Genomic DNA, 20,098 nt, shown 5'->3' on the forward strand with positions numbered 1-20,098 from the left:
CACCTCCTCGGCCCTCACCCCCTACCAACTCCGCCCGGCCCGGGGACGGATGACATGCTCGCGAAAATCCACGGAAGGGCCCGGCCGATCCGCCACGGCCCCCGGACTCCTCACCGCGCGCGCGTGGACTCCGTCAGGGCCGTCGTGACCTCGTCCAGGGCCTCCAGGAGCAGGACGGCCCCCTTGTGCAGCAGGAAGTGGTCCGGCGGGTCCGCGGACCAGGCGTCGAGCGTCTCCCGCAGGTCGTCCCACTGCGGCACCTTGCGCTCCCGCACCTCCTTGGCGCCGCGTTCCGTCGCCCGGCGCAGGGACTCCGCGAGGGTCGCGGCGGCCGGTACGGGCGGGGCGCCGTGTTCCGGCAGGTGGGCCTCCATGAGCATCGCCACCCGCCCGAACTCCGCGAGCGCGTGGTCGGCCTGTTCGACCGCCGCGTGCGAGAGCCCCCGGTGCCGCACCGGTTCGTGCGTCGCGCGCTCCACCGCCTCCTGCCAGGCGACCCGGGCCGCGCGGGTGTTCAGGAGCGCCTCCCGTACGTCGGGGCTGCCCGGACCCACCGGATCGGCGTACCGCGCGGTGACGACCGCCGCGTACCCGCCGACCGACGCCAGCCAGTCCGCGAGCCGGCCGCGCAGCCGGGGCGTCTCCCAGGCCGGGTAGACGGCGTACGCCAGCATCGCGAGCACTCCGCCGAGCAGGGTCAGCGTCACCCGGTCCCGTACGGTCTGGCTGATGCCCCCGCCCTCCATCCCGAGCAGGAAGACGACGTAGGCGGCGACGAAGACCTGGCTGGCCGCGTACCCCGTCCGGATGAACAGGTACATCCCGAAGGCGCACACCACCGCGAGGGCCGCCGACAGGTACGTGTCCGGGTGGGCCGACTGCACGACCGCCGTCGCCACGCCCACCCCGACGAGAGTGCCGCCGAACCGCGCCACCGAGCGCGCGTACGTCTGCGAGAAGTCCGGGCGCATCACCATCACCGAGGCCATCGGCGCCCAGTAGCCGTGCCCGAAGGGGAGCGCGCCGCCCAGCAGGTAGCCGGCGGCCGCGACCGCCGAGACGCGGACGGCGTGGCGCAGGATCGGGGAGTCCCGGCGCAGCTCGGCACGGACCTTCACCACGATGATCGGCGCGAGGCGGACCAGGGTGGGGCGGGCGCGGGCCGTGGCGCCGTGTCCCGACGTCTCCGTGCGCGGCTCGGCCGTGTCGACGACGTCGCCGAGCAGCGCGGCGAGACGGATGGCGGCGCGGCGCGGCGGGCCGTGCAGGATCGACAGGGTGTCCGGGGCGTGGAGGGCGTCGACGGCGGCTGCGGGGAGGGTGACGGGTTCGCCGTGCCGGATCGCGTGCGCGGCGGAGTCCAGGACGGTGCCCGCCGCGCCGAGCAGCTCCCGCACGCGCGCGCGTGCGGGTCCCTCCTCCGGCACGCCGACGGCCGGGTCGGCGAGGGAGGCGAGGACGGGCCGGATGCGTTCGGCGAGGCCCCGGGCCCCGTGGAGCTCCGCCGGGCGGCGGCGGGCCTGGCCGGGGGTCACGGCGGCCGCGTTGCGGGCGTGCATGAGCGGCAGGGGGTCGAACGGGGCCACCGGGTCGTGGCGGAGGCGGCGGGCGTAGTCCGCCTCGGCGGCGAGCGCGTCGGCGAGGGCGTCGCGCTGGGCGCCCCAGCGGCGGACCGGGAGGACGACGACCAGGGCGGCCTGGACGACACCGCCCGCGAAGATCATGACGGCGTGCCCGGCGGCGGTGGCGACGGAGGTGGGGAGGGTGACGGTCACCAGCATGATCGCCACGTTGGAGGAGGCGATCATGCCGGCGGTGGGGCCGGCGGCCCAGGCGAGGCCCGAGAGGAACGTCCACAGGAGCAGCAGGGCGAGGAAGAGGACCTCGTGGGCGCCGACGAGGTAGCCGACGAAGGTCGACACGGCGAGGCTGGCGCCGGAGGCGAGGGCGAGGGTGGGGCGGGGGCGCCAGGAGCGCTGGAAGGTGGCGATGGCCGCCTGGAAGGCGCCGAACGCCGAGGAGGCGGCGACGGCGGGGCCGAAGACGGCGAGGGAGAAGCCGATGACCAGGGCGAGGCCGAGCGCGGCGCGGGCGGCGATGGCGGGGGAGAGCCGCTGCCGCTCGACGGTGAGCCCGGAGCGGGCGGTCTCCTTCAGGGCCCGGAGCCAGCTCATGGCCCGAGCGTATCCGGGACGGGGACGAAACCGCCGATTTCACCCACGCGTGGGATTCTGTGGGCATGACCACTGAGGGCCCGGCCGAGGGGGGCACGGCTTCCGAGGGCGCGGCTTCCGAGGGGGGCGCGGCATCCGATGGGGGTACGGCGTCCGAGGGCACGGCTTCCGATGGGGGCACGGCGTCCGAGGGCGCGCCCCCTGAGGGCACGGCCCCCGAGGGCACGGCCGCGGTCTGGGCCCGGCGGCAGGCGGCCTCGGTCCGCGACGACCCCGCCGGGCGGATGGCCCTGATGGAACGCTGCTACTACGGCCCGTTCGGCAAGGCGCCCCAGCACCTGCCGTACCGCCGGGCGGCGATGTCGTTCATGCGCTGGCAGCTGCGGCGGGGCGTGCTCCAGCCGGGCTTCGCCGACCGGCCCGGCAGCCCGTGGTGGCGGGCGGTGAACGAGCGCGTCCTGCGGGACGGCTGCGAGGCGGTGGGCCTGAGCGGGGGACTTCCGGGCCGGGCCTCGTCCCCCTCGGTCCACCACTGGCTGTCCTTCGTCCACTACCCCACCGCCCGCGCCTGGTACCGGGCGCACAACGGGAGCGTGGTCGCCGCCTACCTCGAACACCGCGACCTGGCGGAGGCGGAGAACGAGGCCGAACGGTTCTTCATGAACGTCGTCCTCTGCCGCGTGCTCTACTCCCACGCCCTCGTCGCCGCGCCCCGCCTCGCCCTCGGCCGGCTGCGCCCGCTCGCGCCGCTCCTCGGTGACCCGCGACTGGGAATGGCGGGGGTCTTCCTCCAGCTGTCCCGGGTGCTCCCCGACGAGTACCCGCTCCGCGACAGCGTGCGGACCTACCTGCGCGGCGAGATCGGATTCGGCCGCCTCGTCGACTTCGGCGTGATCGTCCCGCGCCTGCGGCAGCTCTACGAGTGGTCGGCCCACGAACTCGCGGCGCCGGGCCTGCTCGACTGCGTCCGCGACGGGGCCCTGGTCTACGCCTGGCCGTTCGACGACCGGCACGTCTGGCAGCCCCCGGAATCCCTCACCCTCCGACTGGTCCACCGGGCGCTGCCGCCCGAGGGCGGAACGCGACGCGGCCGCTGACTCTCGGGGGACCGGCACGGGCGCTGCCGCCCGAGGGCGGGACTCGGCACGGGCGGCGCTGACGCCCCGCCTCAGCGCCCGTCCCCTCCCCGCTCCCCGATGCCCCGCCGCCCCGGGTGCAGGCCCGCCCGGTCCGCCGCCGACGCCCCGTGGGTCCAGCCCTCCTCGTCCCAGGCCGCACGCACCCGCGTGGAGCGGGTCTCCGGGAAGAGTTCGTCCGTGCGGGAGGTGACCGCCAGGTCGCGGGAGGCGAGGGCCGGGAGGAGGCTCGGGGCCTCGGCGGCGACCCGGCGGGACGTCGCCGACAGCCGGGTGCCGAGCCGGTTCGCGTACGCCAGGAGGAAGGACTGCCGGAAGGACTTGGTGCGCTTGCGGCCGCCCGCCCGCTGCTCCGCCTCGGCCCGCGTCATCGCCGCCTGCCCCTGGACGAGCAGCGAGGTGTGGAGCAGCTCCACCGGGTCGAGGTCCGCCTCGAAGCCGACCACCGTCGAGAAGCCGTACGCCTCGTTCCACACCGCCCGGCAGTGGTTCGCCGTCGCCACCGCGTCCAGCAGGATCGCCTTCGCCTGCTCGTACGGCGGCTCCACCCCGATCCGGATCGCCCCCGGTGTCTCCGGGGACGGCGCGCCCGCCGCGAGCGTCGCCTCGTCCAGGCTGTGGCGCGCCATCAGCTCCTGCGCCTTGGCCGTGAGGGCCTCCGCCTCCTCCGGATACCCCGTCGCCTCCGCCTTCGCGAGCAGCGCCCTGATCCGGCTCAGCGTCCGGGGCTCTCCCGCGACCGCCGGCGGCAGCGCCTGTCCGGGGACCGGGCCGACCGCGTCGAGCCGCGGCAGCCGGACCAGGAGCCGGTACAGCTCCAGGACGGTCGTCGCGTACGAGAAGCGGTCCGTCGGCCGTCCGGGGGCGGCGTCCAGCTCGTCGAGCTGCGCCTGCCAGCGGTGCGGCAGCCGCTCGTAGCGGGCGGTCTCGCCGCGGATCAGGCCGGTGAGGACCCTGAGGTGCTCGTCCGCCAGGTCGCGGCGCGCCATGCGCACGACGTCCGCGGGCTGCCACCCCCGCCCCCACAGGGTCCGCACGAACTCCTCGCCGCGACGCGTCAGCGCGGCGTCCGCGCTCCGGTCGGCGGCCAGCAGCGACGCCGCCGTGTCGAGCGACCCGTCGTCGCTCGCGTACAGCGCCTCGAAGGCCTTGTCGATCGTGGTGTTCACGCCGTCCGTGGTGCTCACGCCGTCCTCGTGTCCCATGCCTCGCGCGACCGGGCGATCACCGCGCGGTGATCGAGCGACCAGTCGACGAGCTGCTTGATCAGGTGGGTCATGCTGTGGCCGGTCTCCGTCAGGGCGTACTCGACCTGCGGCGGCGTCGTGGGGTAGACCGTCCGCGAGACGAGGCCGTCCCGTTCGAGTCGGCGCAGGGTCAGGGTCAGCATCCGCTGCGAGACCCCGGTGACCAGCCGCTGGAGTTCCCTGAACCGCCGTGGCCCGGGAGCGAGTTCGACGACCACGTGCACGGTCCACTTGTCGCCGAGCCGGTCCTGGACGTCCCGCACCCCACAGTCCTCCGCACAGCTCACCAAGGGCTCGGTGGTTACCTCCGTGTGCCCCTCGGACATGGATGTGCCTCCTTACGCGATCTTCTCCGTCCCCCCACGATGGTCTCAGCCATCTCGACCCCTGGGGGAAAACATGCTGCTGGTCACCGGTGTCTCCGGCGCTCTCGGCTCACTCGTCGCCGACCGGCTCGCCGGCCGCGAGGACGTCGTCCTCGGTACGCGCGCGGGGCTGCCCGGCACCCGCCGGCTCGACTTCGACGCCCCCGGGACACTGCCGGCGGCCTTCGCCGGGGTGGACACGCTGCTGCTGATATCCGCCGGGTACGGGGAGGACGACACGGTCGTCGCCCGCCACGGCGCCGCGCTCTCGGCCGCCGAGCGGGCGGGCGTCCGGCACGTGGTCTACACGAGCCTGTCCGGCGACGGCGACCACCTCACGTACGCGCTCGCGCACCGCTGGACCGAGCGGCGGCTGCGGAGTTCGGCCACGCTCGACTGGACGATCCTCCGCAACGGTCTCTACGCCGAGTTCCTCACCTGGATCGCGGCGCCCGACGCCGACGGCCGGATCACCGGCCCCCTCGGCGAGGGGCGTCTCGCCGCCGTCGCCCGCGAGGACCTCGCCGACGTCGCCGTCTCGGTGGCGACGGCCCCGGCCGCCCACCGGAACCGGGTGTACGAACTGGTCGGCGAACGCGCCCTGGGCGGCGCCGACCTGGCGGCGGCCCTGGGTGCCACGTACGCCCCCGGCACGCTCGCCGACGCCCGCGCCGCCGTCGCCGCCTCCGGTGCGGTGCCCTTCCAGGTGCCGATGCTGGCGAGCACGTACTCGGCGATCGCCCACGGCTTCCTGGACGGTACGGGGGTCGAGAGCGACCTGCGCACCCTGCTCGACGGCCGCGAACCACTGGACGCGCTGGACGTGTTCGTGAAGGCGGTACGGGCGGGGCAAGCCTCCGGCGACGCCGCGGCGTAGGCGCGGGTGACCGTCGCGGCGCGGGCCCGACGGGCTTCCCGCGCAGGATCGGACGGGCTTCCCGCGCAGGATCGGCGAGCGTCCGGCGCAGCCCTCCGGGCCGTCCCGGGGTAGGCCTGGCCCTACCCCCCGGACACCCGGCAGTGGTCGTGATCGGCGGCGGGGAAGACGGTTCGCTTGGGGCATGACCTCGACAGCCCGGACCGCCGCCGCACAGCCCTCTCCGCCCGCCCCCACCGCCGCCGTACGGCTCCGCCGACTGACCCGTCACCACCGGGACGTCCGCTCTCTCGACGGCGTCGACCTCGACTTCCGCGCCGGGACCTTCACCGCCGTCATGGGCCCCTCGGGCTCCGGCAAATCCACGCTGTTGCAGTGCGCCGCCGGGCTCGACCGGCCCACCTCCGGACAGGTGGAGGTCGGCGGGGTCGCCCTGGAGGGGCTGAGCGAGCGGCGTCTGACCCTGCTCCGGCGGGACCGGATCGGCTTCGTCTTCCAGTCCTTCAATCTGCTGCCCGCCCTGACGGCCGCCCAGAACGTGGCCCTGCCCCTCCGTCTCGCCGGCCGCCGCCCCTCCCGTACGGAGGTGCGCGAGGCGCTGGCCCGGGTCGGACTCGCGGGGCGGGAGCGGCACCGGCCCGGCGAGCTCTCCGGCGGACAGCAGCAACGGGTGGCGATCGCCCGCGCGTTGATCACCCGCCCGGCCGTCCTCTTCGGCGACGAGCCGACCGGGGCGCTCGACTCGACGACGAGCCGCGAGGTGCTCGACATGCTGCGGGAGCTGGTCGACCGGGACGGGCAGACGATCGTCATGGTCACCCACGACCCGGTGGCGGCGGCCCGCGCGGACCGGGTGGTCTTCCTGGTCGACGGCCGCGTGGCGGACGAACTGCCCGCCCCGACGGTGGAGGCGGTCGCGGCCCGCATGACGACCTTGGAGACGGTCCCGGCGGGCCTGCCGGAGCCGCCGCGACCCACGGGACCCACAGGACTCACAAGACCTGCGCACCCCGAGGGCCCGGCCCGGCCGGTGGGCCCGGCCCGCCCCACCGCCCCCGCCCTCACCCCCCGTACCGCCGCCGGGAGCCCCTCGTGCTGACCGTCGTCCTCTCCGGCCTGCGTGCCCGCTGGGCCTCCTTCCTCGGCGGATTCGTCGCCCTCGCGCTCGGCGTGGGGCTGCTCACCACCATGGGGCTCGGCCTCTCCGCCACCTTTCACGCGCCCGAGCGTTCTCCCCAGCGGTTCGCGTCCTCGCCCGTCGTGGTGCAGGGTCAGGACCGGCTGACGCTCGACGTGCGGCGCGGGCCCGAGACGGTGTCCGTGGCGCAGCGGCTCGACCGTCCACAGCCTGTGGACAGTGAGCTGCTCCGCGAGCTCCGCGCCCGCTGGACCGTCACCACCTCCGGCACCCTCGCCGCCGGCCCCTCCGCCTCCGGCGGGCCCGGATCCGGGACACCCGAACCCACCGGACCCGACGCGGTGGGCGTGGACGCCCCCGCCGCCGAGGTCCGGGCGCTCGTCGGCGACCGCGCCCAGGTCCTCACCGGCGACGACCGGCGGCGCGCCGACCCCGACCCCGAGCGGGACGCCGAAGCGCTCCTCGCCCTCAACGCCCTCCTCGGCACCTCCGGCGGCGTCACCGCCTTCGTCTCCGTCTTCGTCGTCGCCTCCACCTTCGCGTTCGCCGTGGCGCTGCGCCGCCGCGAGTTCGGGCTCCTCCGGACCGCGGGGGCCACCCCCGGGCAGATCCGGCGGCTCCTCCTCGCCGAGGCCGCGGTGCTCGGCGTGCTCGCCTCGGCCGCCGGATGCGCCCTCGGCGCCCTGGGCGCGCCCCTGCTCGCCGGGACCCTCGTCGACAGCGGTCTGGCCCCGGAGTGGTTCTCGGTCGGCGGGCCGGCCTGGCCCTTCCACGCGTCCTTCTGGACAGGTGTGACCGTCGCCCTCGCCGGGGCGGTCGCCGCCTCCCGGCGTGCCGGGAGGGTCGGCCCCACGGCCGCGCTCCGGGAGGCGGACGTCGACGCCGACGCCCTGCCCCTCGGCCGGGCCCTGCTCGGCGCGGGACTGGTCGCGACCGGTCTCGGGCTCCTCGTCTGGACGTGCGTCACGGACCCGTCGGCGCTGCTCAAGCGGAAGACGTACACGACCCTGCCGATGCTCCTGATCACCGGGATCGCCCTGCTCTCCCCGCTGCTCGTCCGGCCGGTGGCCCGACTGCTGCGGCTGCGGGGTGCCGTGGGGACGCTGGTACGGGAGAACAGCGCGGCCTCCGTACGCCGTACCGCCGCCGTCGCCGCCCCCGTCCTCGTGACCGTGGCGCTCGCCGGGACGCTGTTCGGCTCGGCGACGAGCGTCACCCACGCGAAGGGCGTGGAGGCGCGGGAGCAGACGGCCGCGCGGTACGTCGTGACCGGCGCGGCGGCGGCGAACGGCGGCGCGGGGGGTCTCAGGCCGGTGACGCCGCCGCCCGGGGCGGTCGTCTCCCCCACCGGGCCGACCTCCGTCTTCGTACGGGACGGGGACGCGGCCGTCGTCAAGTACGGGGCGCGGGCGGTCACCGACCCGGCGGCCTTCGCCGAGCTCGCCCGGCTGCCCGTGGTCGCGGGGGACCTGCGGGACCTCGACGACCGGTCGATCGTCGTGAACGAGGAGTTCGAGCGGCGCCGGGTGGGCGAGACCGTCGAGGTCTGGCGCGCGGACGGGACCGGTCCGGTACGGCTCCGGATCGCGGCCGTCCTCGCCCTCGGGACCGGCGACAACGGGCCGTACGTCACCCGGGCGAACGCCCCCGGCTCCGCCCCCGACCGGATCGAGGCACGGGGCGGCGGTACGGCCACGGTGGAGGCGCTCGCGGCGAGCGGCGGCACCGTCAGGACCGCCGACGCGTGGGCCGAGGCCGAACGCCCCCCGGCCGGCAGCCCGCAGACCCGGCTCGGCCTGCTCCTCGTCCTCGGCATCGCGCTGGTCTACACGGTGATCGGCCTCGCCAACACCCTGCTCATGGCGACGTCCGTGCGCGGTGGGGAACTGGCCTCGCTCCGGCTGGCCGGGGCGACCCGGGCCCAGGTCCTGCGGGTCGTGACGGGCGAGGCGACGCTCGCCGTGGCGATCGGCACCGTGCTCGGCCTCGCGGTGACCGCGCTCGTCCTGGGCACCCTGGGAGCGGGGCTCGCCGCCCTCTCGGCACCGGTGGTCCTGGCCCTCCCGTGGGGCATGGTCGGCACGGCGGCGGGCGTGTGCGCGACGGTGGCGGTCGCCGCGTCGGCCCTCCCCGCGTGGCGCCTGACGCGCTGAGCGGCGATGGTGGGACGGACGGGGCGGTGACCGGGGTCGGAGCCGGGTCACCGCCCCGTCCACCCGCACGGCCGCCCGGCCGGCCCCACCCTCCGACATGCCCCCCGACCCGCGCCCGATCCGGCCCCGGACGCGCCCCCCGACCCGCGTCCGACCCGGCCCCGGACGGCAAGCCCGTCCTACGAGGGCACGCCCCCGCCCCCCGACGCCGCCTTCGCGGCCTTCGCCGCCCTCCACTCCCGTGCGAGGACCGACCAGACCTCCTCGTCGTGGCGCTCGCCCCGGTAGGAGTAGCTCTCCCTCAGGACGCCGTCCCTGGACATCCCGAGGCGGCGGGCCACGGCGATGCTGGGCGCGTTGCCGGAGGACACCACCCACTCCACGCGGTGGACCCCGCGCACCTCGATCGCCCAGTCGACGAGCGTCCGCGCCGCCCGGGTCACCAGACCCCTGCCGACGCCGGCGGGCTCCAGCCAGCAGCCCGCCTCCGCGGTGCCGCCCGCGACGTCCAGCTTCCGGAGGATCACCGCGCCGACGAGGGTCCCGTCGGACCAGATGCCGTGGATGCGCCCCGTGTCGGCGGCCACCTTCTCCGCGTACAGCCGGAGGAAGGCGCGGCTCGACTCCAGGTCCGTGACGACGTCGGGGAGTCCGTTGCGCGCGCCGATGAACTCGCGTCCCCGGTCCATGTGCGCCAGGAACTCGTCGGCCTGCCACGGTTCGAGCGGGCGCAGCTCCGCGCCGTCGTCTCCCAGCGGTATCGCGTACATCGTCGTCGCCCTCCACGGTCGGAACCAGCTCTCACGGCGGAGGGATCCTCTCACTCCCGAGGCGCGTGCCCGGTGGGGTTCTCTCCCGGGTCCGGGGCACCGGTCCCCGTGCGGGTCCCACGCCCCCGGGGGTCTCACGGAAGCAGGACCAGCTTCCCCCGGACGTGCCCCGACTCGCTCAACTCCTGGGCGCGCGCAGCCTCCTTGAGGGGAAACGTCTCGGCGAGCCGGACCGCGAGGGTCCCCTCCACCGCCGCACGGGCGTGGGCCGTGAGTCCGGCCCGTACGGCGTCCGGGTCGCCGACGACCCCCGAGAAGACGATCCCGTACCGCTCGGCGTCCGCGTCCGCGATCGTCGCGATCCGCTCCTTCGGCGCGTCGGCCCCGCCCAGGAGCTCGATCGCGACCGGCAGCACGCCGTGGCCCGCAGCGTCGAAGACCGCGTCGACACCGTCGGGGGCGGCGGCCCGGACCCGGTCGGCCAGACCCTCCCCGTAGGCCACCGGGATCGCGCCGAGTTCCCGCAGGTACGCGTGGTTGGACTCCGAGGCGCTGCCGATCACCCGCACCCCGGCCGCGACGGCGAGCTGGACGGCCACCGAGCCGACGACACCCGCCGCGCCGTGCAGGAAGAGCGTCTCGCCCTCCCGTACGCCGATCAGGTCCAGGACGCGCTGCGCGGTCTCGCCGGCCACCGGGAGGCTCGCGGCGGCCTCCCAGGAGAGCCCGGCGGGCTTGGGCGCGACGATGCCGGCGATGGCGTACTCGGCGTAGGAGCCGGTACGGGTCCAGCCGAGGACCTCGTCGCCGACGGCGAGGCCGGTGACGCCCTCGCCGAGCTTGTCGACGGTGCCGGCGAACTCCAGGCCCGGGACGGCCGGGAACGTCGTCGGGTAGAACGCCTCGACCCAGCCGTGACGGCGCTTCCAGTCCACCGGGTTGAGGCCGACGGCCGCCACCTTCACACGGACCTCGCCGGGGCCGGGCTCCGGCACGGTGACGCCGGTCGCGTGGCGCAGCACCTCCGCGCCGCCGAACTCCTCGTACACGATCGCTTCCATCTCAGCCTCCACAGCCGCCTGTTCACGGTTCCCGCTCTCCGACGAGACCCAGCCTGCGCCCGCGGCGACCCGCGCCCCGCCCTCCCAACGGCCAGTCCCACCCACCCGAAAGACCAGCCGGGACCCGGCCCTCCCCGCGTACGCTCGACCGCATGGACGCGCTCACGCTGACCACCGCGTACGAGATCATCCGGCAGCCCCTCGGGGAGATCCTCCCCGCGGTCTCGGCCGCCCTCGCCCCGCTCGTCCCGCACGTGGACGCGGCCGAACTCTCCACCCACTGCGCCCACTCCCCCTTCAAGACGCTCGGCGGTACGGAGCTGCTCACCGCCGCCGAACTCGCCCCGCTGCTCGCGGCCGGCGTCCCCGGGAGCCCCTGGCAGGGCCGGGCGACGCTCGGGGGCCGGGAGCGCGAGGCCGTCGCGGTCACCAGCCACGCGACCCGGCGCGGGGCGGTCCTCGTGCTCGTACGGGAGGACGGCGCCGCCCCGGCGGACGCGGCCGGACTCGCCGTGGCGCAGGCCCTGTGGGACCTGGTGTCCGGCCACTTCGACCGGTTCGCGACGGAGGCCATGCCCGGGGCGCTCGCCCGGTCGCGGGCGGCCGCCGACACCCGGGCCCGGGTGATCGCGGAACTGACGGCCTCGCACACGGCGGCGCTCTCCGGGGTCCTCGGGGTCCTGCGCAGCCGCGCCCTCGACGACACGACGGCCCGGACGACCGCGACCGACCTGGCCGCTTCGGCGCTCATCGAGATGCGGGCCGCCCAGCGACGGGACCGGGCGGTCGCGGAGGAGCCAGCCCAGGACGCCTTCGAACGGCTCGCCGCCGAGCTGCGGCCGATGCTGCGGCACAGCCAGGTCCGGCTCGACCTGGGCGCGCCGGACTCGGAGCGCTCGCTCGCGGCGGACGTGGCGCACAGCGCGCGGGCGATCGTCCGCTCCCTGCTCCTGATCGTGCTCGAACAGGACGCGGTGCGCCGGATCCACGTCGGCTGGCAGCTGACCGAGCACGAGCTGCGGGCCTCCGTACGGGACGACGGCGCGGGCGCGCTCGCCCCCTGCGACCTGGGGGCGGGCACGATCCGGGACCGGCTCGACGTGCTCGGCGGGCGGCTGGAGCTGGACGCCGTCCCGGGCTGGGGCACGACGATCACGGCGGTACTCCCCCTGGCGGCCCCCGCCGCCCCGGTCGAGGCGGCCCACCCGCTGACCGGCCTCGGCGAGCGGGAGGTCGAGGTCCTGCGCCACCTCGCCCTCGGCCACCGCAACCGCCGGATCGCCGAGGAACTGCACATCAGCGAGTCGACGGTGAAGTTCCACGTGGCCAACATCCTGAACAAACTGCACGTCGCCTCCCGGGGCGAGGCGGCGGCGCTGTTCCACGCGGCGGCGTAGAGCCGGGGGCGCGAGGCCGTCACGCCGCCGCGCCGCCACCCCGCCTCACCGCCCGCTGTCAGTGCCGCCTGCCAGACTCGCACCCATGACCGACAGGTGGGCCCTCGCCGCCGAGGCGGAGGGGGACGGAGCCCTGCTCGTACCCCTCGGCCCCGACGGGCTGCCCGCCGGGGACGTGCGGCGCGAGCCGGACCTGGTGGCGGCCGTGCGGGCCAGGCCCGAGGTCACCCGCTGGGTGTGGCGGTCGACGGCCGAGGTGTACCCCCGGCTGCTCGCCGCCGGGGTCCGCGTCGAGCGGTGCTACGACATGGAGGACGCCGAGCAGCTGCTCCTGGGGCACGAGGGGCGGCTCGGCGAGCCCCGATCGGCGGCGGCGGCCTGGGCGCGCCTGCGGAACGCTCCGGTGCCGCCCGACCCCCCGCAGCGGGGCGCCGAGCCGGGCTCGCAGGACTTCCTCTTCGAGCCGCGCCCCGTGGTCTCCGTCCCCTTCGACGCCCTCCTCGCGGTCTACGCGGAGCAGCTGCGGCGCCACGAGCGGGCGGAGCACCCGGGCCGGATGCGGCTGCTCACGGCCGCCGAGTCGGCGGGGATGCTGGTGGCGGCGGAGATGCACCGGGCGGGGCTGCCGTGGCGGGCGGACGTGCACCGGGACCTGCTGAACGAACTGCTGGGCGAGCGGTACGCGGGCGGGGGCGAGCCGCGCCGTCTCGCCGAGCTCACGGACGAGGTGTCGGCCGCCTTCGGGCGCCGGGTCCGGCCGGACCTGCCCGCCGATGTGGTGAAGGCCTTCGCGCAGGCCGGGGTGCGGGTGAAGTCGACCCGCCGCTGGGAGCTGGAGGAGCTGGACCATCCGGCGGTGAAGCCCTTGATCGCGTACAAGAAGCTGTACCGGATCTGGACGGCGCACGGCTGGTCGTGGCTGCAGGACTGGGTGCGGGACGGCCGCTTCCGGCCGGAGTACCTGCCGGGGGGCACGGTCAGCGGGCGGTGGACGACCAACGGCGGCGGGGCCCTGCAGATCCCGAAGGTGATCCGGCGGGCGGTGGTCGCGGACGCGGGCTGGCGTCTGGTGGTGGCCGACGCCGACCAGATGGAGCCGAGGGTGCTCGCCGCGATCTCCCGGGACCCGGGTCTGATGGAGGTCGCGGGGCACCCCGACGACCTGTACACCCGGCTCTCGGACCGGGCCTTCTCCGGCGACCGCGACCACGCCAAGATCGCCCTCCTGGGCGCGATCTACGGGCAGACCAGCGGCGACGGCCTGAAGAACCTGGCGGCGCTGCGGCGCCGCTTCCCGCGCGCGGTGGCGTATGTCGACGACGCGGCGAAGGCGGGCGAGGAGGGCCGGCTCGTGCGGACGTGGCTGGGCAGGACGAGCCCCCGGGCGGTGGGAGCGGGCGAGGCCGAGGAGGCGGGCCTTCCGCAGGAGGGCGGCGAACCGGTCGCGTCCGAGGGCGAGTTCGTCCCCGGGTACGCCTCGGGCAACGCGCGGGCGCGGGGCCGGTTCACCCGCAACTTCGTGGTGCAGGGCAGCGCCGCCGACTGGGCGCTGCTGATGCTGGCGTCGTTGCGCCGGGCGCTGGCCGGTCTGCGGGCGGAGCTGGTGTTCTTCCAGCACGACGAGGTGATCGTGCACTGTCCGGCGGAGGAGGCGGAGGCGGTCACGGCGGCGATCCGGGCGGCGGGGGACGAGGCGGGACGGATCGCGTTCGGGGAGACGCCGGTGCGGTTCCCGTTCACGACGGCCACGGTCGAGCGGTACGCGGACGCCAAGTAGGCGCGGAGACGGGCGGACGCGGAGACGGGCGGGCACGGGGAAGGGCAGGCACGGGGAAGGGGGCGGCGGCCCCGCCGACCCGACGGACCCACCACCCCCTCCCCGCCCCTCCCCCGCCGGCGGCATCCCCCCGCGTCTCCTCGCTAGTTCAGCTTCTGCCACCTCAGGCTCAGCGCGATCGTCCTCAGCTGCTCCATCGTCAGCGCGGGCTCGGCACGCGTGGCGTCCTGGTGCTGCGCACCGGTGTTGAAGGCGGACACGACCACCCGGAACCCCTCGGGCGTCATGGTGTCCGCGGTCCACCACACCACGCCCGAGCCGCCCTTCTCGCCGGGCTGCTGGGTGAGCTTCACCCTGCGGCCGTCGGGCAGGACGGTGACGTCCCCGCTGCCGAAGAGGTCGCCGGCCGCACCGGACATGCCGGGCTGGACGTTGATCTGGACGAGGCTCCTGCCCTTGCCGTCGTCGACGACGAGGAAGCCGTAGCCGGCGTCCCCGCCCTTGTCGGTGACCGTGAGGCCCTTGGGCAGGAGGGAGCGCAGGGTGGCCTGGACGGCGGGACCGCTCGGCTCCGAGGACGCCTCCGGCTCGACCTGGCCACCCGGGTTGTGCGGGTTGCGGGGCAGCTGCTTGAGCAGCGGACGCCAGCCGTCGGCCGTGACGAGGGCCTTCAGCTGGGCGGCGCTGAAGGGCGGGTTCTCGCGGGTGATCGCGGCGCCCTTCTCCCCGGCGGCGTTGTACTCGCTCGCGTCGATCAGGAAGCCGTCCTTGGTGAGCAGGACCGCCCGCCAGTTCTTGGTCTCCTCGCGCTTGTCGGGGTACACGTACCCCTGGAGGACCATGAGCCGGTCGCCGCCCGGCAGCCGCTTGCTGGTGCAGTCGTCGTAGGGGACGTGAACCCTCGACGGGCATGCCACCTGGTCCTCGCCCGCCTCACCGGTGCCGCTCCGGTAGAGGCCGACGGAGACGGCGGCCCTGCCCTTACCGTCGTCGTAGACGCCGAGGACGGACTGGCCCCTGCCGTCCGGGTTGTCGATCTCCCATGAGCCGGCCGGGGTGTTGGCCCTGAGGACGGCCGCGAGGTCCTTGACCGGGATCCGGGCCTCGCCCGGCTTCCCGGCGGCCTCGGCCTGCCCGCTCGCGTCGCTGCCGGGCTCGGCGGTCTTCTTGGGGCTCGCCGCCACGGAGACCCGCTCGGGGCTCCCGGCGGGCGAGAGCAGGGAGCCGCCGTAGACACCGCCGATGCCGACGGCGGCGAGCGTGAGGGCGCCACCGGTCACGGCGAGACGGCGGCGGAGCAGCCGGCGGCGGCCGCGCTGGAGTCCGCCCGAGACCAGCTCGCGCCGGTCGTGGGCGGCGAAGCCGTCGCCGGTGCTGCGCAGGACGGCACCGAGCTCCTCCTCGAATCCGTCGGGCTGGGGGGCTTCGTTCTGGGGCATGTCGAATTCACCGTCTCCGGTTGGTGGGTGTGCGGGGGTGGGGGTGGGAGCGGCCGGCGCGACGACCGACGGGACGGGTCGCGCCGCAGAAGCGGGAAACGTGGTCAGCGGGCGGCGAACTCGGTGATGGTGCCCCCGAGCCGCTGCCGCAGCTTGGCGAGCGCCCGTACGGAACGGGTGCGGACGGCGGCGGAGCTGACGTGCAGGGCGTCGGCGGTCTCCTCGACGCTGCGGTCCTCCCAGTACCGCAGCACCACGACCGCACGGTCCTTGGGCGCGAGCCCGGCCAGGGCGTCGAGCAGGGCGATGCGCAGGGCCGGGTCCTCGCCGGTGTCGGGGGCCCGGTCGGGGAGCTCGCCGAGGGGGCGCTCGGTCGCCGAGCGGCGCCGCTGGTGGCTGAGGAACGTGCGGACGAGCACGGTCTGGGCGTACGCGGCCGGATTCCCGATCCGTGCCATGCGGCCCCAGAGGGCGTACATCCGGCCCAGCGTCTCCTGGGTGAGGTCCTCGGCCAGATGGGTGTCACCGCTGGTCAGCAGGCACGCCGAGCGGAACAGGTGGCCCGTGCGTGCGGAGGCGAACTCCAGGAACTCGTCCGCGCGGGACTTTCTCATGCCCCTCCTTTCCCTCGCGGTCACGTGGCGTGGTCGCCGTACACCTCATTGACGCGACGGGGGCGCGCAAATGTTTCAGGGAAATCCGAGGGTTGTTCCGCGCAATGCGTCCAAAAGGGCTGAAAACGGGTAACTCTGGAGTATGAACACTCTCAGCGCAGCACCCACGCTGGCTGCGGGAGTCTGGCAGTCAGGCCTCGGACAGCTTCTCGGCGGCCTCGTTCTCGTCGCCGTCCTGATCGCGGCCTTCTGGCTGGGCTTCCGGGTCCGCAACCGCGAATCCGCGGCACCCAGGGCCGATGAGCAGCCGCACCGGCCCGAGACGGACCAGCTGCCCGGCGAGATGTCCGAGTACCGCAGGCCGAGCGAGATGCCGCACACCGACGGCGCGCACCGCCTCATGCCGTACCAGCTCAGGGAATCGGGCGGCACGGAGACGTCACCCGACCCGCCGACCGAGGAGAAGCGCAAGTGGGGCGGCATCTCCAGCGGCGGCTTCGGCAGCGGCGGCACGGGACACGGCGACTGACCGGGTACGGCGATGCCTGTCGCATCCCGTCGGGGTACCCGTCCCGGGTACCCCGACGAGGTCGCGCCCTGCCCGGCGCGGAACACGGAGGTCGAGCCCGGTGGATGACCTGGACGACGAGGCTGCGGTGGATGACGTGGACACCCTGACCACGACCCTCTTCGAGGAACACCGCCCCCGGCTGAGGGCGATCGCCTACCGCCTCCTCGGCACCTCGGAGGAGGCGGACGACGCGGTGGAGGACGCGCGGAGGACCTGGCGGCGCCGGGAGGCCGGCCGGACCACCGCGGACGAACCGACGAAGGCCGTGGCCCGCGCCTGCCTGACCCGGCTCCGCGCCCACGAGACGCACCGCGACCACCCCTGGGACCCCTGGAACCCCTGGATGACCCCGACCTCGACCACCGCCGGGACGGCGGCCCCGACCTCGACCGCGGCCCCGGAGGACCGGCCGGTGTCGGCGGCACTGGACGCCCTGACACCCCCGGAGCGGCTGGCCTTCGTGCTGCACGACGAGTTCTCCGTGCCGTACGAGGAGATCGCCGAGGTCGTGGAGCGCACTCCGGCGGCGACCCGGCAGCTGGCCGGCCGGGCCCGATACCGGCTGCGGGAGGCCGAGGAGATGCCGGAGCCCGACCTCGCCCGCCAGCGCGAGGTGGTGGCCGCCTTCCTGGCGGCCTCGCGGAGCGGCGACACCGACGCCCTGCGGGCCCTCCTGGACCCCGAGGTGGTGCTGCGCGCCGACGAGACGGCCGTACGCGACGGCGTACCGGGCGCGCACGGCCCGGCGGCGGTCGCGGAGGCGCTCGTCGCCTGGACGAGCACGGCGGGGAAGGCCGTGGTGGACGGGGCGGCCGGCCTGGCGTGGCCGCCGAAGCGGGACCCGAAGATCGTCTTCACCTTCACGGTCCTGGAGGGCCGGATCACCGCCGTCCACGCCCTGGCGGACCAGAAGCGCCTCGACCACCTGAACCTCAGGCTCTGAGCGCGCCCCGGCTCACTCCCCCAGGACACGCCCCGCGCGGGAGGCCACGTGGACGGGCGGCACGGAGCCGGCCGGCAGCAGCGGATCGGTCACCGGCGCACCGAAGGTGGTCACCACCGGCAGGACTCCCGCCCAGAGCCCGAGCGCCGCGTCCTCGGAGTCGCCGTCGTCCGGCGGTCCGCTCCGGGTCTTCACGGAAGCCTCGGTCAGGTCGAGCGCCAGCAGCACCGTCGCGGCCAACTCCTTGCGGCTGGGCTGCCGTACGTACTCCCACTGACCCGGCGCGCTCTGCTCGGTCAGCGCCCGGAGCCCCCGCAGCCTCTCGTCGGGGTCGGTGACGACACGGGGAACGCCGTAGACCATCGCGCAGCGGTAGTTGACGCCGTGCTCGAAGACGGAACGGGCGAGGACGAGCCCGTCGACATGGGTGACGGTGACACAGACGGTGGCCTCGGGCGCCCGCACCAGACTGCGGCTGGCGACAGACCCGTGCAGGTACAGCTGGTCGCCCTCGACGCCGTAGACGGTGGGCACGACCATCGTCGACCCGTCGACGGTGACCCCGAGATGACAGAGGAACCCGGCACCGAGCACCGCGTCGAGATCGGCCCGCCGATGACTCCCCTGCTCCCGCAGCCGCCGCAGCCGGGTCCGCCCGGTCACGGCCAACTCGTCCCCGTTCCCCACGATGCCACTCACACTGCCCCCAGGTTCCCGCCGCCGACGTAAGAGATCTCCAGGAGTTGTACGACCTCCCACCCCACCCCCGCCACCCCGGCCCGCCTGTCGAAACACGGGAGCGGCCGGCCAGAGGGCATGAGAAGTCCCCAGGCCACGGCGCGTGAGTCCTGGGGTGATTCGCCGGGCGCGGTACAACCTTTCGCGACCTCGCCGTGTCGAACGGGTGAACGGGGAGCGCAGGGGTGCTTCCGGGAATCGAGGAGGTTCACGTGGCACGTGTGCGTAAGGCCGTGGTGGCGGCGGCATTGGTCGCGGCGCTGGCGCCGGTGACGTTCGGGGGCTCGGCGGCCTTCGCCGCGTCCCCGGCGGCGACCGCCGCCGGCACCGAGGCGGCGGAGGTCGGGACGATCGTCCAGGAGGGCGGCCGACTGGCCGTTCCGGCGGGCGAGGAAGGGCCGGTGACGCTGCGGTTCACGGCCACACTGCCGGCGGGCGTCAAAGGGCCGGTGACCGCCTCCTTCCGCCTGAGCACCTGGCTGACCGAGGACGAGCCGGGCAGTTCGCCGGTGAGCCCGGACGGGGTGCGCTCCGTCTGCGCGGTCAACGGCGTCTCGTACGGGGAGTGTGCGTGGGACATGCCCCACAACCCGCCCGTCCTGAATGATCCGCCCAACGTGCCCTCCCTCGCCCTTCCCGCGGTGCCGGCCGCCGAGACCCTCACCTACACCGTCACCCTGGACGCCGACCGGACCGCGCTCGCCCTTGGCCGCCCGTACGCCCACGTCGAACTGAGGGACAACGGCATGGGCGCGCCCCTGGCCCAGGGCAGCCTCGAACTCGACTTCGTCCCCGGGACGCCTCCGCCGGGGCAGCGCGGCGCCGTCCACGCGCGGGACAAGGACGGTGTGCTGTGGCGGTACGAGTCCACGGGCGACGTCACCCGGCCGTTCGCGGCGCGCAAGCGGGTCGGCGGCGGCTGGAACGCCTACACCGCCGTCGCCCCGCTCACGTCCGCCACGGCGGACGGCCGGGGAGACCTCGTCGCCCGCGACAAGGCGGGGGTCCTCTGGTACTACGCGGGCACCGGCAAGCCCTCCGCGCCCTTCGCGCCGCGGAAGCGGGTCGGCGGCGGCTGGAACACGTACACGGCCCTCGTCGGCGCCGGTGACGGCACTCTGGTCGCCCGGGACAAGGACGGCGTGATGTGGCGCTACAAGGCGGAGTACGACTCGCTGTACGGACCGCGGAAGCGGGTGGGCGGCGGCTGGAACACGTACACCGCCCTGACCATGTCGGGCGCCCACGACGGGGCCCTGGGCCGGGACAAGGACGGCGTGCTGTGGAAGTACAACCCCTCTGACCGCTACCCCTACCCGCCCTTCCAGCAGCGCCAGCGCGTCGGCGGCGGGTGGAACACGTACACGGCGATCGCGGGCAGCGCCGAACTCGGACGTGACGATCGCCCCGATCTCGTCGCCCGGGACAAGGACGGCAAGCTCTGGCTCCACCAGGGCGTGCTCAAGCCCCTGGTCGGCTACGCCCCCGGCTCCTCCCGCTCCCTCGTCGGCGGCGGCTGGAACACCTACGACCTGATCTTCTGAGCGGTACGCCGAGACAGGCCGCTCCCGTCGCGCCCGCTCGGTCGAACCGAACGCGTCCGTAGCCCCGTTGCGGCCTCGGACCGACCGCCCGACGAAGACCCAAAGGCCCCCCGGAGTTCAACCCGGGGGGCCTCCCCCGTGGGGGCAGGCCATG

17 protein-coding genes are annotated in these 20,098 nt (G+C 75.3%); 9 read left to right on the forward strand and 8 right to left on the reverse strand.

What is annotated here, in order from left to right:
- Nucleotides 1-110 precede the first annotated feature (110 nt).
- Nucleotides 111-2,174 (reverse strand): FUSC family protein, encoded by a 2,064-nt coding sequence (locus tag ABT129_RS15655; RefSeq protein ID WP_351901053.1) that lies wholly within the window; start codon nucleotides 2,172-2,174, stop codon nucleotides 111-113.
- Between the two features lie 65 nt (nucleotides 2,175-2,239).
- Here ABT129_RS15655 and ABT129_RS15660 point away from each other — a divergent pair, with 65 nt between their 5' ends.
- A complete protein-coding gene (locus ABT129_RS15660; RefSeq protein WP_351901055.1) occupies nucleotides 2,240-3,271 on the forward strand; it encodes a hypothetical protein in 1,032 nt (343 codons plus the stop codon).
- Nucleotides 3,272-3,342: 71 nt separating this feature from the next.
- Here ABT129_RS15660 and ABT129_RS15665 read toward each other — a convergent pair whose 3' ends face one another.
- Nucleotides 3,343-4,515, reverse strand: coding sequence for a DUF2786 domain-containing protein (locus ABT129_RS15665; RefSeq protein ID WP_351901057.1), 1,173 nt, complete (start codon nucleotides 4,513-4,515; stop codon nucleotides 3,343-3,345).
- Entirely contained in the window at nucleotides 4,494-4,883 is a 390-nt protein-coding gene (locus tag ABT129_RS15670; RefSeq protein WP_351901059.1) for a winged helix-turn-helix transcriptional regulator, read from the reverse strand. The genes ABT129_RS15665 and ABT129_RS15670 overlap by 22 nt, the downstream gene beginning before the upstream one ends.
- Nucleotides 4,884-4,956: 73 nt before the next feature.
- Here ABT129_RS15670 and ABT129_RS15675 point away from each other — a divergent pair, with 73 nt between their 5' ends.
- The 3 genes from ABT129_RS15675 to ABT129_RS15685 all read left to right on the forward strand — a co-directional run bounded on the left by ABT129_RS15675 (nucleotide 4,957) and on the right by ABT129_RS15685 (nucleotide 9,090).
- Nucleotides 4,957-5,799, forward strand: coding sequence for an NAD(P)H-binding protein (locus ABT129_RS15675; protein WP_351901061.1), 843 nt, complete (start codon nucleotides 4,957-4,959; stop codon nucleotides 5,797-5,799).
- 184 nt (nucleotides 5,800-5,983) lie between these two features.
- Nucleotides 5,984-6,898, forward strand: a complete 915-nt coding sequence (locus ABT129_RS15680) for an ABC transporter ATP-binding protein (RefSeq protein WP_351901063.1) — start codon at nucleotides 5,984-5,986, stop codon at nucleotides 6,896-6,898.
- Nucleotides 6,892-9,090: an FtsX-like permease family protein gene (locus tag ABT129_RS15685; RefSeq protein WP_351901065.1), complete on the forward strand. Its 2,199-nt coding sequence runs from the start codon at nucleotides 6,892-6,894 to the stop codon at nucleotides 9,088-9,090. The genes ABT129_RS15680 and ABT129_RS15685 overlap by 7 nt, the downstream gene beginning before the upstream one ends.
- A gap of 179 nt (nucleotides 9,091-9,269) precedes the next feature.
- Here ABT129_RS15685 and ABT129_RS15690 read toward each other — a convergent pair whose 3' ends face one another.
- Nucleotides 9,270-9,860, reverse strand: coding sequence for a GNAT family N-acetyltransferase (locus ABT129_RS15690; protein WP_351901067.1), 591 nt, complete (start codon nucleotides 9,858-9,860; stop codon nucleotides 9,270-9,272).
- Between the two features lie 134 nt (nucleotides 9,861-9,994).
- Nucleotides 9,995-10,921, reverse strand: coding sequence for an NADP-dependent oxidoreductase (locus ABT129_RS15695; RefSeq protein WP_351901069.1), 927 nt, complete (start codon nucleotides 10,919-10,921; stop codon nucleotides 9,995-9,997).
- A 152-nt stretch (nucleotides 10,922-11,073) separates the two neighbouring features.
- Between ABT129_RS15695 and ABT129_RS15700 the strand changes: the two genes are divergently transcribed.
- The gene (locus ABT129_RS15700) at nucleotides 11,074-12,318 is read left to right on the forward strand and encodes a helix-turn-helix transcriptional regulator (protein WP_351901071.1); all 1,245 of its coding nucleotides are present in this window, start codon (nucleotides 11,074-11,076) and stop codon (nucleotides 12,316-12,318) included.
- An 85-nt stretch (nucleotides 12,319-12,403) separates the two neighbouring features.
- On the forward strand, nucleotides 12,404-14,095 hold the full coding sequence (locus tag ABT129_RS15705; RefSeq protein WP_351901073.1) for a bifunctional 3'-5' exonuclease/DNA polymerase: 1,692 nt from the start codon (nucleotides 12,404-12,406) through the stop codon (nucleotides 14,093-14,095).
- A 143-nt stretch (nucleotides 14,096-14,238) separates the two neighbouring features.
- Here ABT129_RS15705 and ABT129_RS15710 read toward each other — a convergent pair whose 3' ends face one another.
- Both ABT129_RS15710 and ABT129_RS15715 read right to left on the reverse strand, forming a co-directional pair.
- Complete coding sequence (locus ABT129_RS15710) at nucleotides 14,239-15,534, reverse strand: hypothetical protein (RefSeq protein WP_351901074.1); 1,296 nt, start codon at nucleotides 15,532-15,534, stop codon at nucleotides 14,239-14,241.
- Nucleotides 15,535-15,638: 104 nt separating this feature from the next.
- Nucleotides 15,639-16,148 carry a SigE family RNA polymerase sigma factor gene (locus tag ABT129_RS15715; protein ID WP_351901076.1) on the reverse strand — a complete coding sequence of 170 codons (510 nt, stop codon included), beginning with the start codon at nucleotides 16,146-16,148 and terminating at the stop codon, nucleotides 15,639-15,641.
- A gap of 142 nt (nucleotides 16,149-16,290) precedes the next feature.
- Here ABT129_RS15715 and ABT129_RS15720 point away from each other — a divergent pair, with 142 nt between their 5' ends.
- Nucleotides 16,291-16,677: a DUF6479 family protein gene (locus tag ABT129_RS15720; RefSeq protein WP_351901078.1), complete on the forward strand. Its 387-nt coding sequence runs from the start codon at nucleotides 16,291-16,293 to the stop codon at nucleotides 16,675-16,677.
- A gap of 100 nt (nucleotides 16,678-16,777) precedes the next feature.
- Nucleotides 16,778-17,662, forward strand: coding sequence for a sigma factor-like helix-turn-helix DNA-binding protein (locus ABT129_RS15725; RefSeq protein WP_351901080.1), 885 nt, complete (start codon nucleotides 16,778-16,780; stop codon nucleotides 17,660-17,662).
- Nucleotides 17,663-17,674: 12 nt separating this feature from the next.
- Here ABT129_RS15725 and ABT129_RS15730 read toward each other — a convergent pair whose 3' ends face one another.
- Nucleotides 17,675-18,361 carry a pyridoxamine 5'-phosphate oxidase family protein gene (locus tag ABT129_RS15730; protein ID WP_351901082.1) on the reverse strand — a complete coding sequence of 229 codons (687 nt, stop codon included), beginning with the start codon at nucleotides 18,359-18,361 and terminating at the stop codon, nucleotides 17,675-17,677.
- Between the two features lie 251 nt (nucleotides 18,362-18,612).
- On the opposite strand from ABT129_RS15730, the gene ABT129_RS15735 reads away from it, so the two are divergent.
- Nucleotides 18,613-19,944, forward strand: coding sequence for a tachylectin-related carbohydrate-binding protein (locus ABT129_RS15735; RefSeq protein ID WP_351901084.1), 1,332 nt, complete (start codon nucleotides 18,613-18,615; stop codon nucleotides 19,942-19,944).
- The last annotated feature ends 154 nt before the right edge of the window (nucleotides 19,945-20,098 follow it).

This window comes from Streptomyces sp. NPDC002057 (assembly GCF_040296665.1).
Taxonomy (GTDB): domain Bacteria; phylum Actinomycetota; class Actinomycetes; order Streptomycetales; family Streptomycetaceae; genus Streptomyces.

Coding starts and splice junctions, on each gene's coding strand:
- ABT129_RS15655 (WP_351901053.1), bottom strand. CDS start 2,174: ATGAGCTGGCTCCGGGCCCTGAAGGAGACCGCCCGCTCCGGGCTCACC.
- ABT129_RS15660 (WP_351901055.1), top strand. CDS start 2,240: ATGACCACTGAGGGCCCGGCCGAGGGGGGCACGGCTTCCGAGGGCGCG.
- ABT129_RS15665 (WP_351901057.1), bottom strand. CDS start 4,515: ATGGGACACGAGGACGGCGTGAGCACCACGGACGGCGTGAACACCACG.
- ABT129_RS15670 (WP_351901059.1), bottom strand. CDS start 4,883: ATGTCCGAGGGGCACACGGAGGTAACCACCGAGCCCTTGGTGAGCTGT.
- ABT129_RS15675 (WP_351901061.1), top strand. CDS start 4,957: ATGCTGCTGGTCACCGGTGTCTCCGGCGCTCTCGGCTCACTCGTCGCC.
- ABT129_RS15680 (WP_351901063.1), top strand. CDS start 5,984: ATGACCTCGACAGCCCGGACCGCCGCCGCACAGCCCTCTCCGCCCGCC.
- ABT129_RS15690 (WP_351901067.1), bottom strand. CDS start 9,860: ATGTACGCGATACCGCTGGGAGACGACGGCGCGGAGCTGCGCCCGCTC.
- ABT129_RS15695 (WP_351901069.1), bottom strand. CDS start 10,921: ATGGAAGCGATCGTGTACGAGGAGTTCGGCGGCGCGGAGGTGCTGCGC.
- ABT129_RS15700 (WP_351901071.1), top strand. CDS start 11,074: ATGGACGCGCTCACGCTGACCACCGCGTACGAGATCATCCGGCAGCCC.
- ABT129_RS15705 (WP_351901073.1), top strand. CDS start 12,404: ATGACCGACAGGTGGGCCCTCGCCGCCGAGGCGGAGGGGGACGGAGCC.
- ABT129_RS15710 (WP_351901074.1), bottom strand. CDS start 15,534: ATGCCCCAGAACGAAGCCCCCCAGCCCGACGGATTCGAGGAGGAGCTC.
- ABT129_RS15715 (WP_351901076.1), bottom strand. CDS start 16,148: ATGAGAAAGTCCCGCGCGGACGAGTTCCTGGAGTTCGCCTCCGCACGC.
- ABT129_RS15720 (WP_351901078.1), top strand. CDS start 16,291: ATGAACACTCTCAGCGCAGCACCCACGCTGGCTGCGGGAGTCTGGCAG.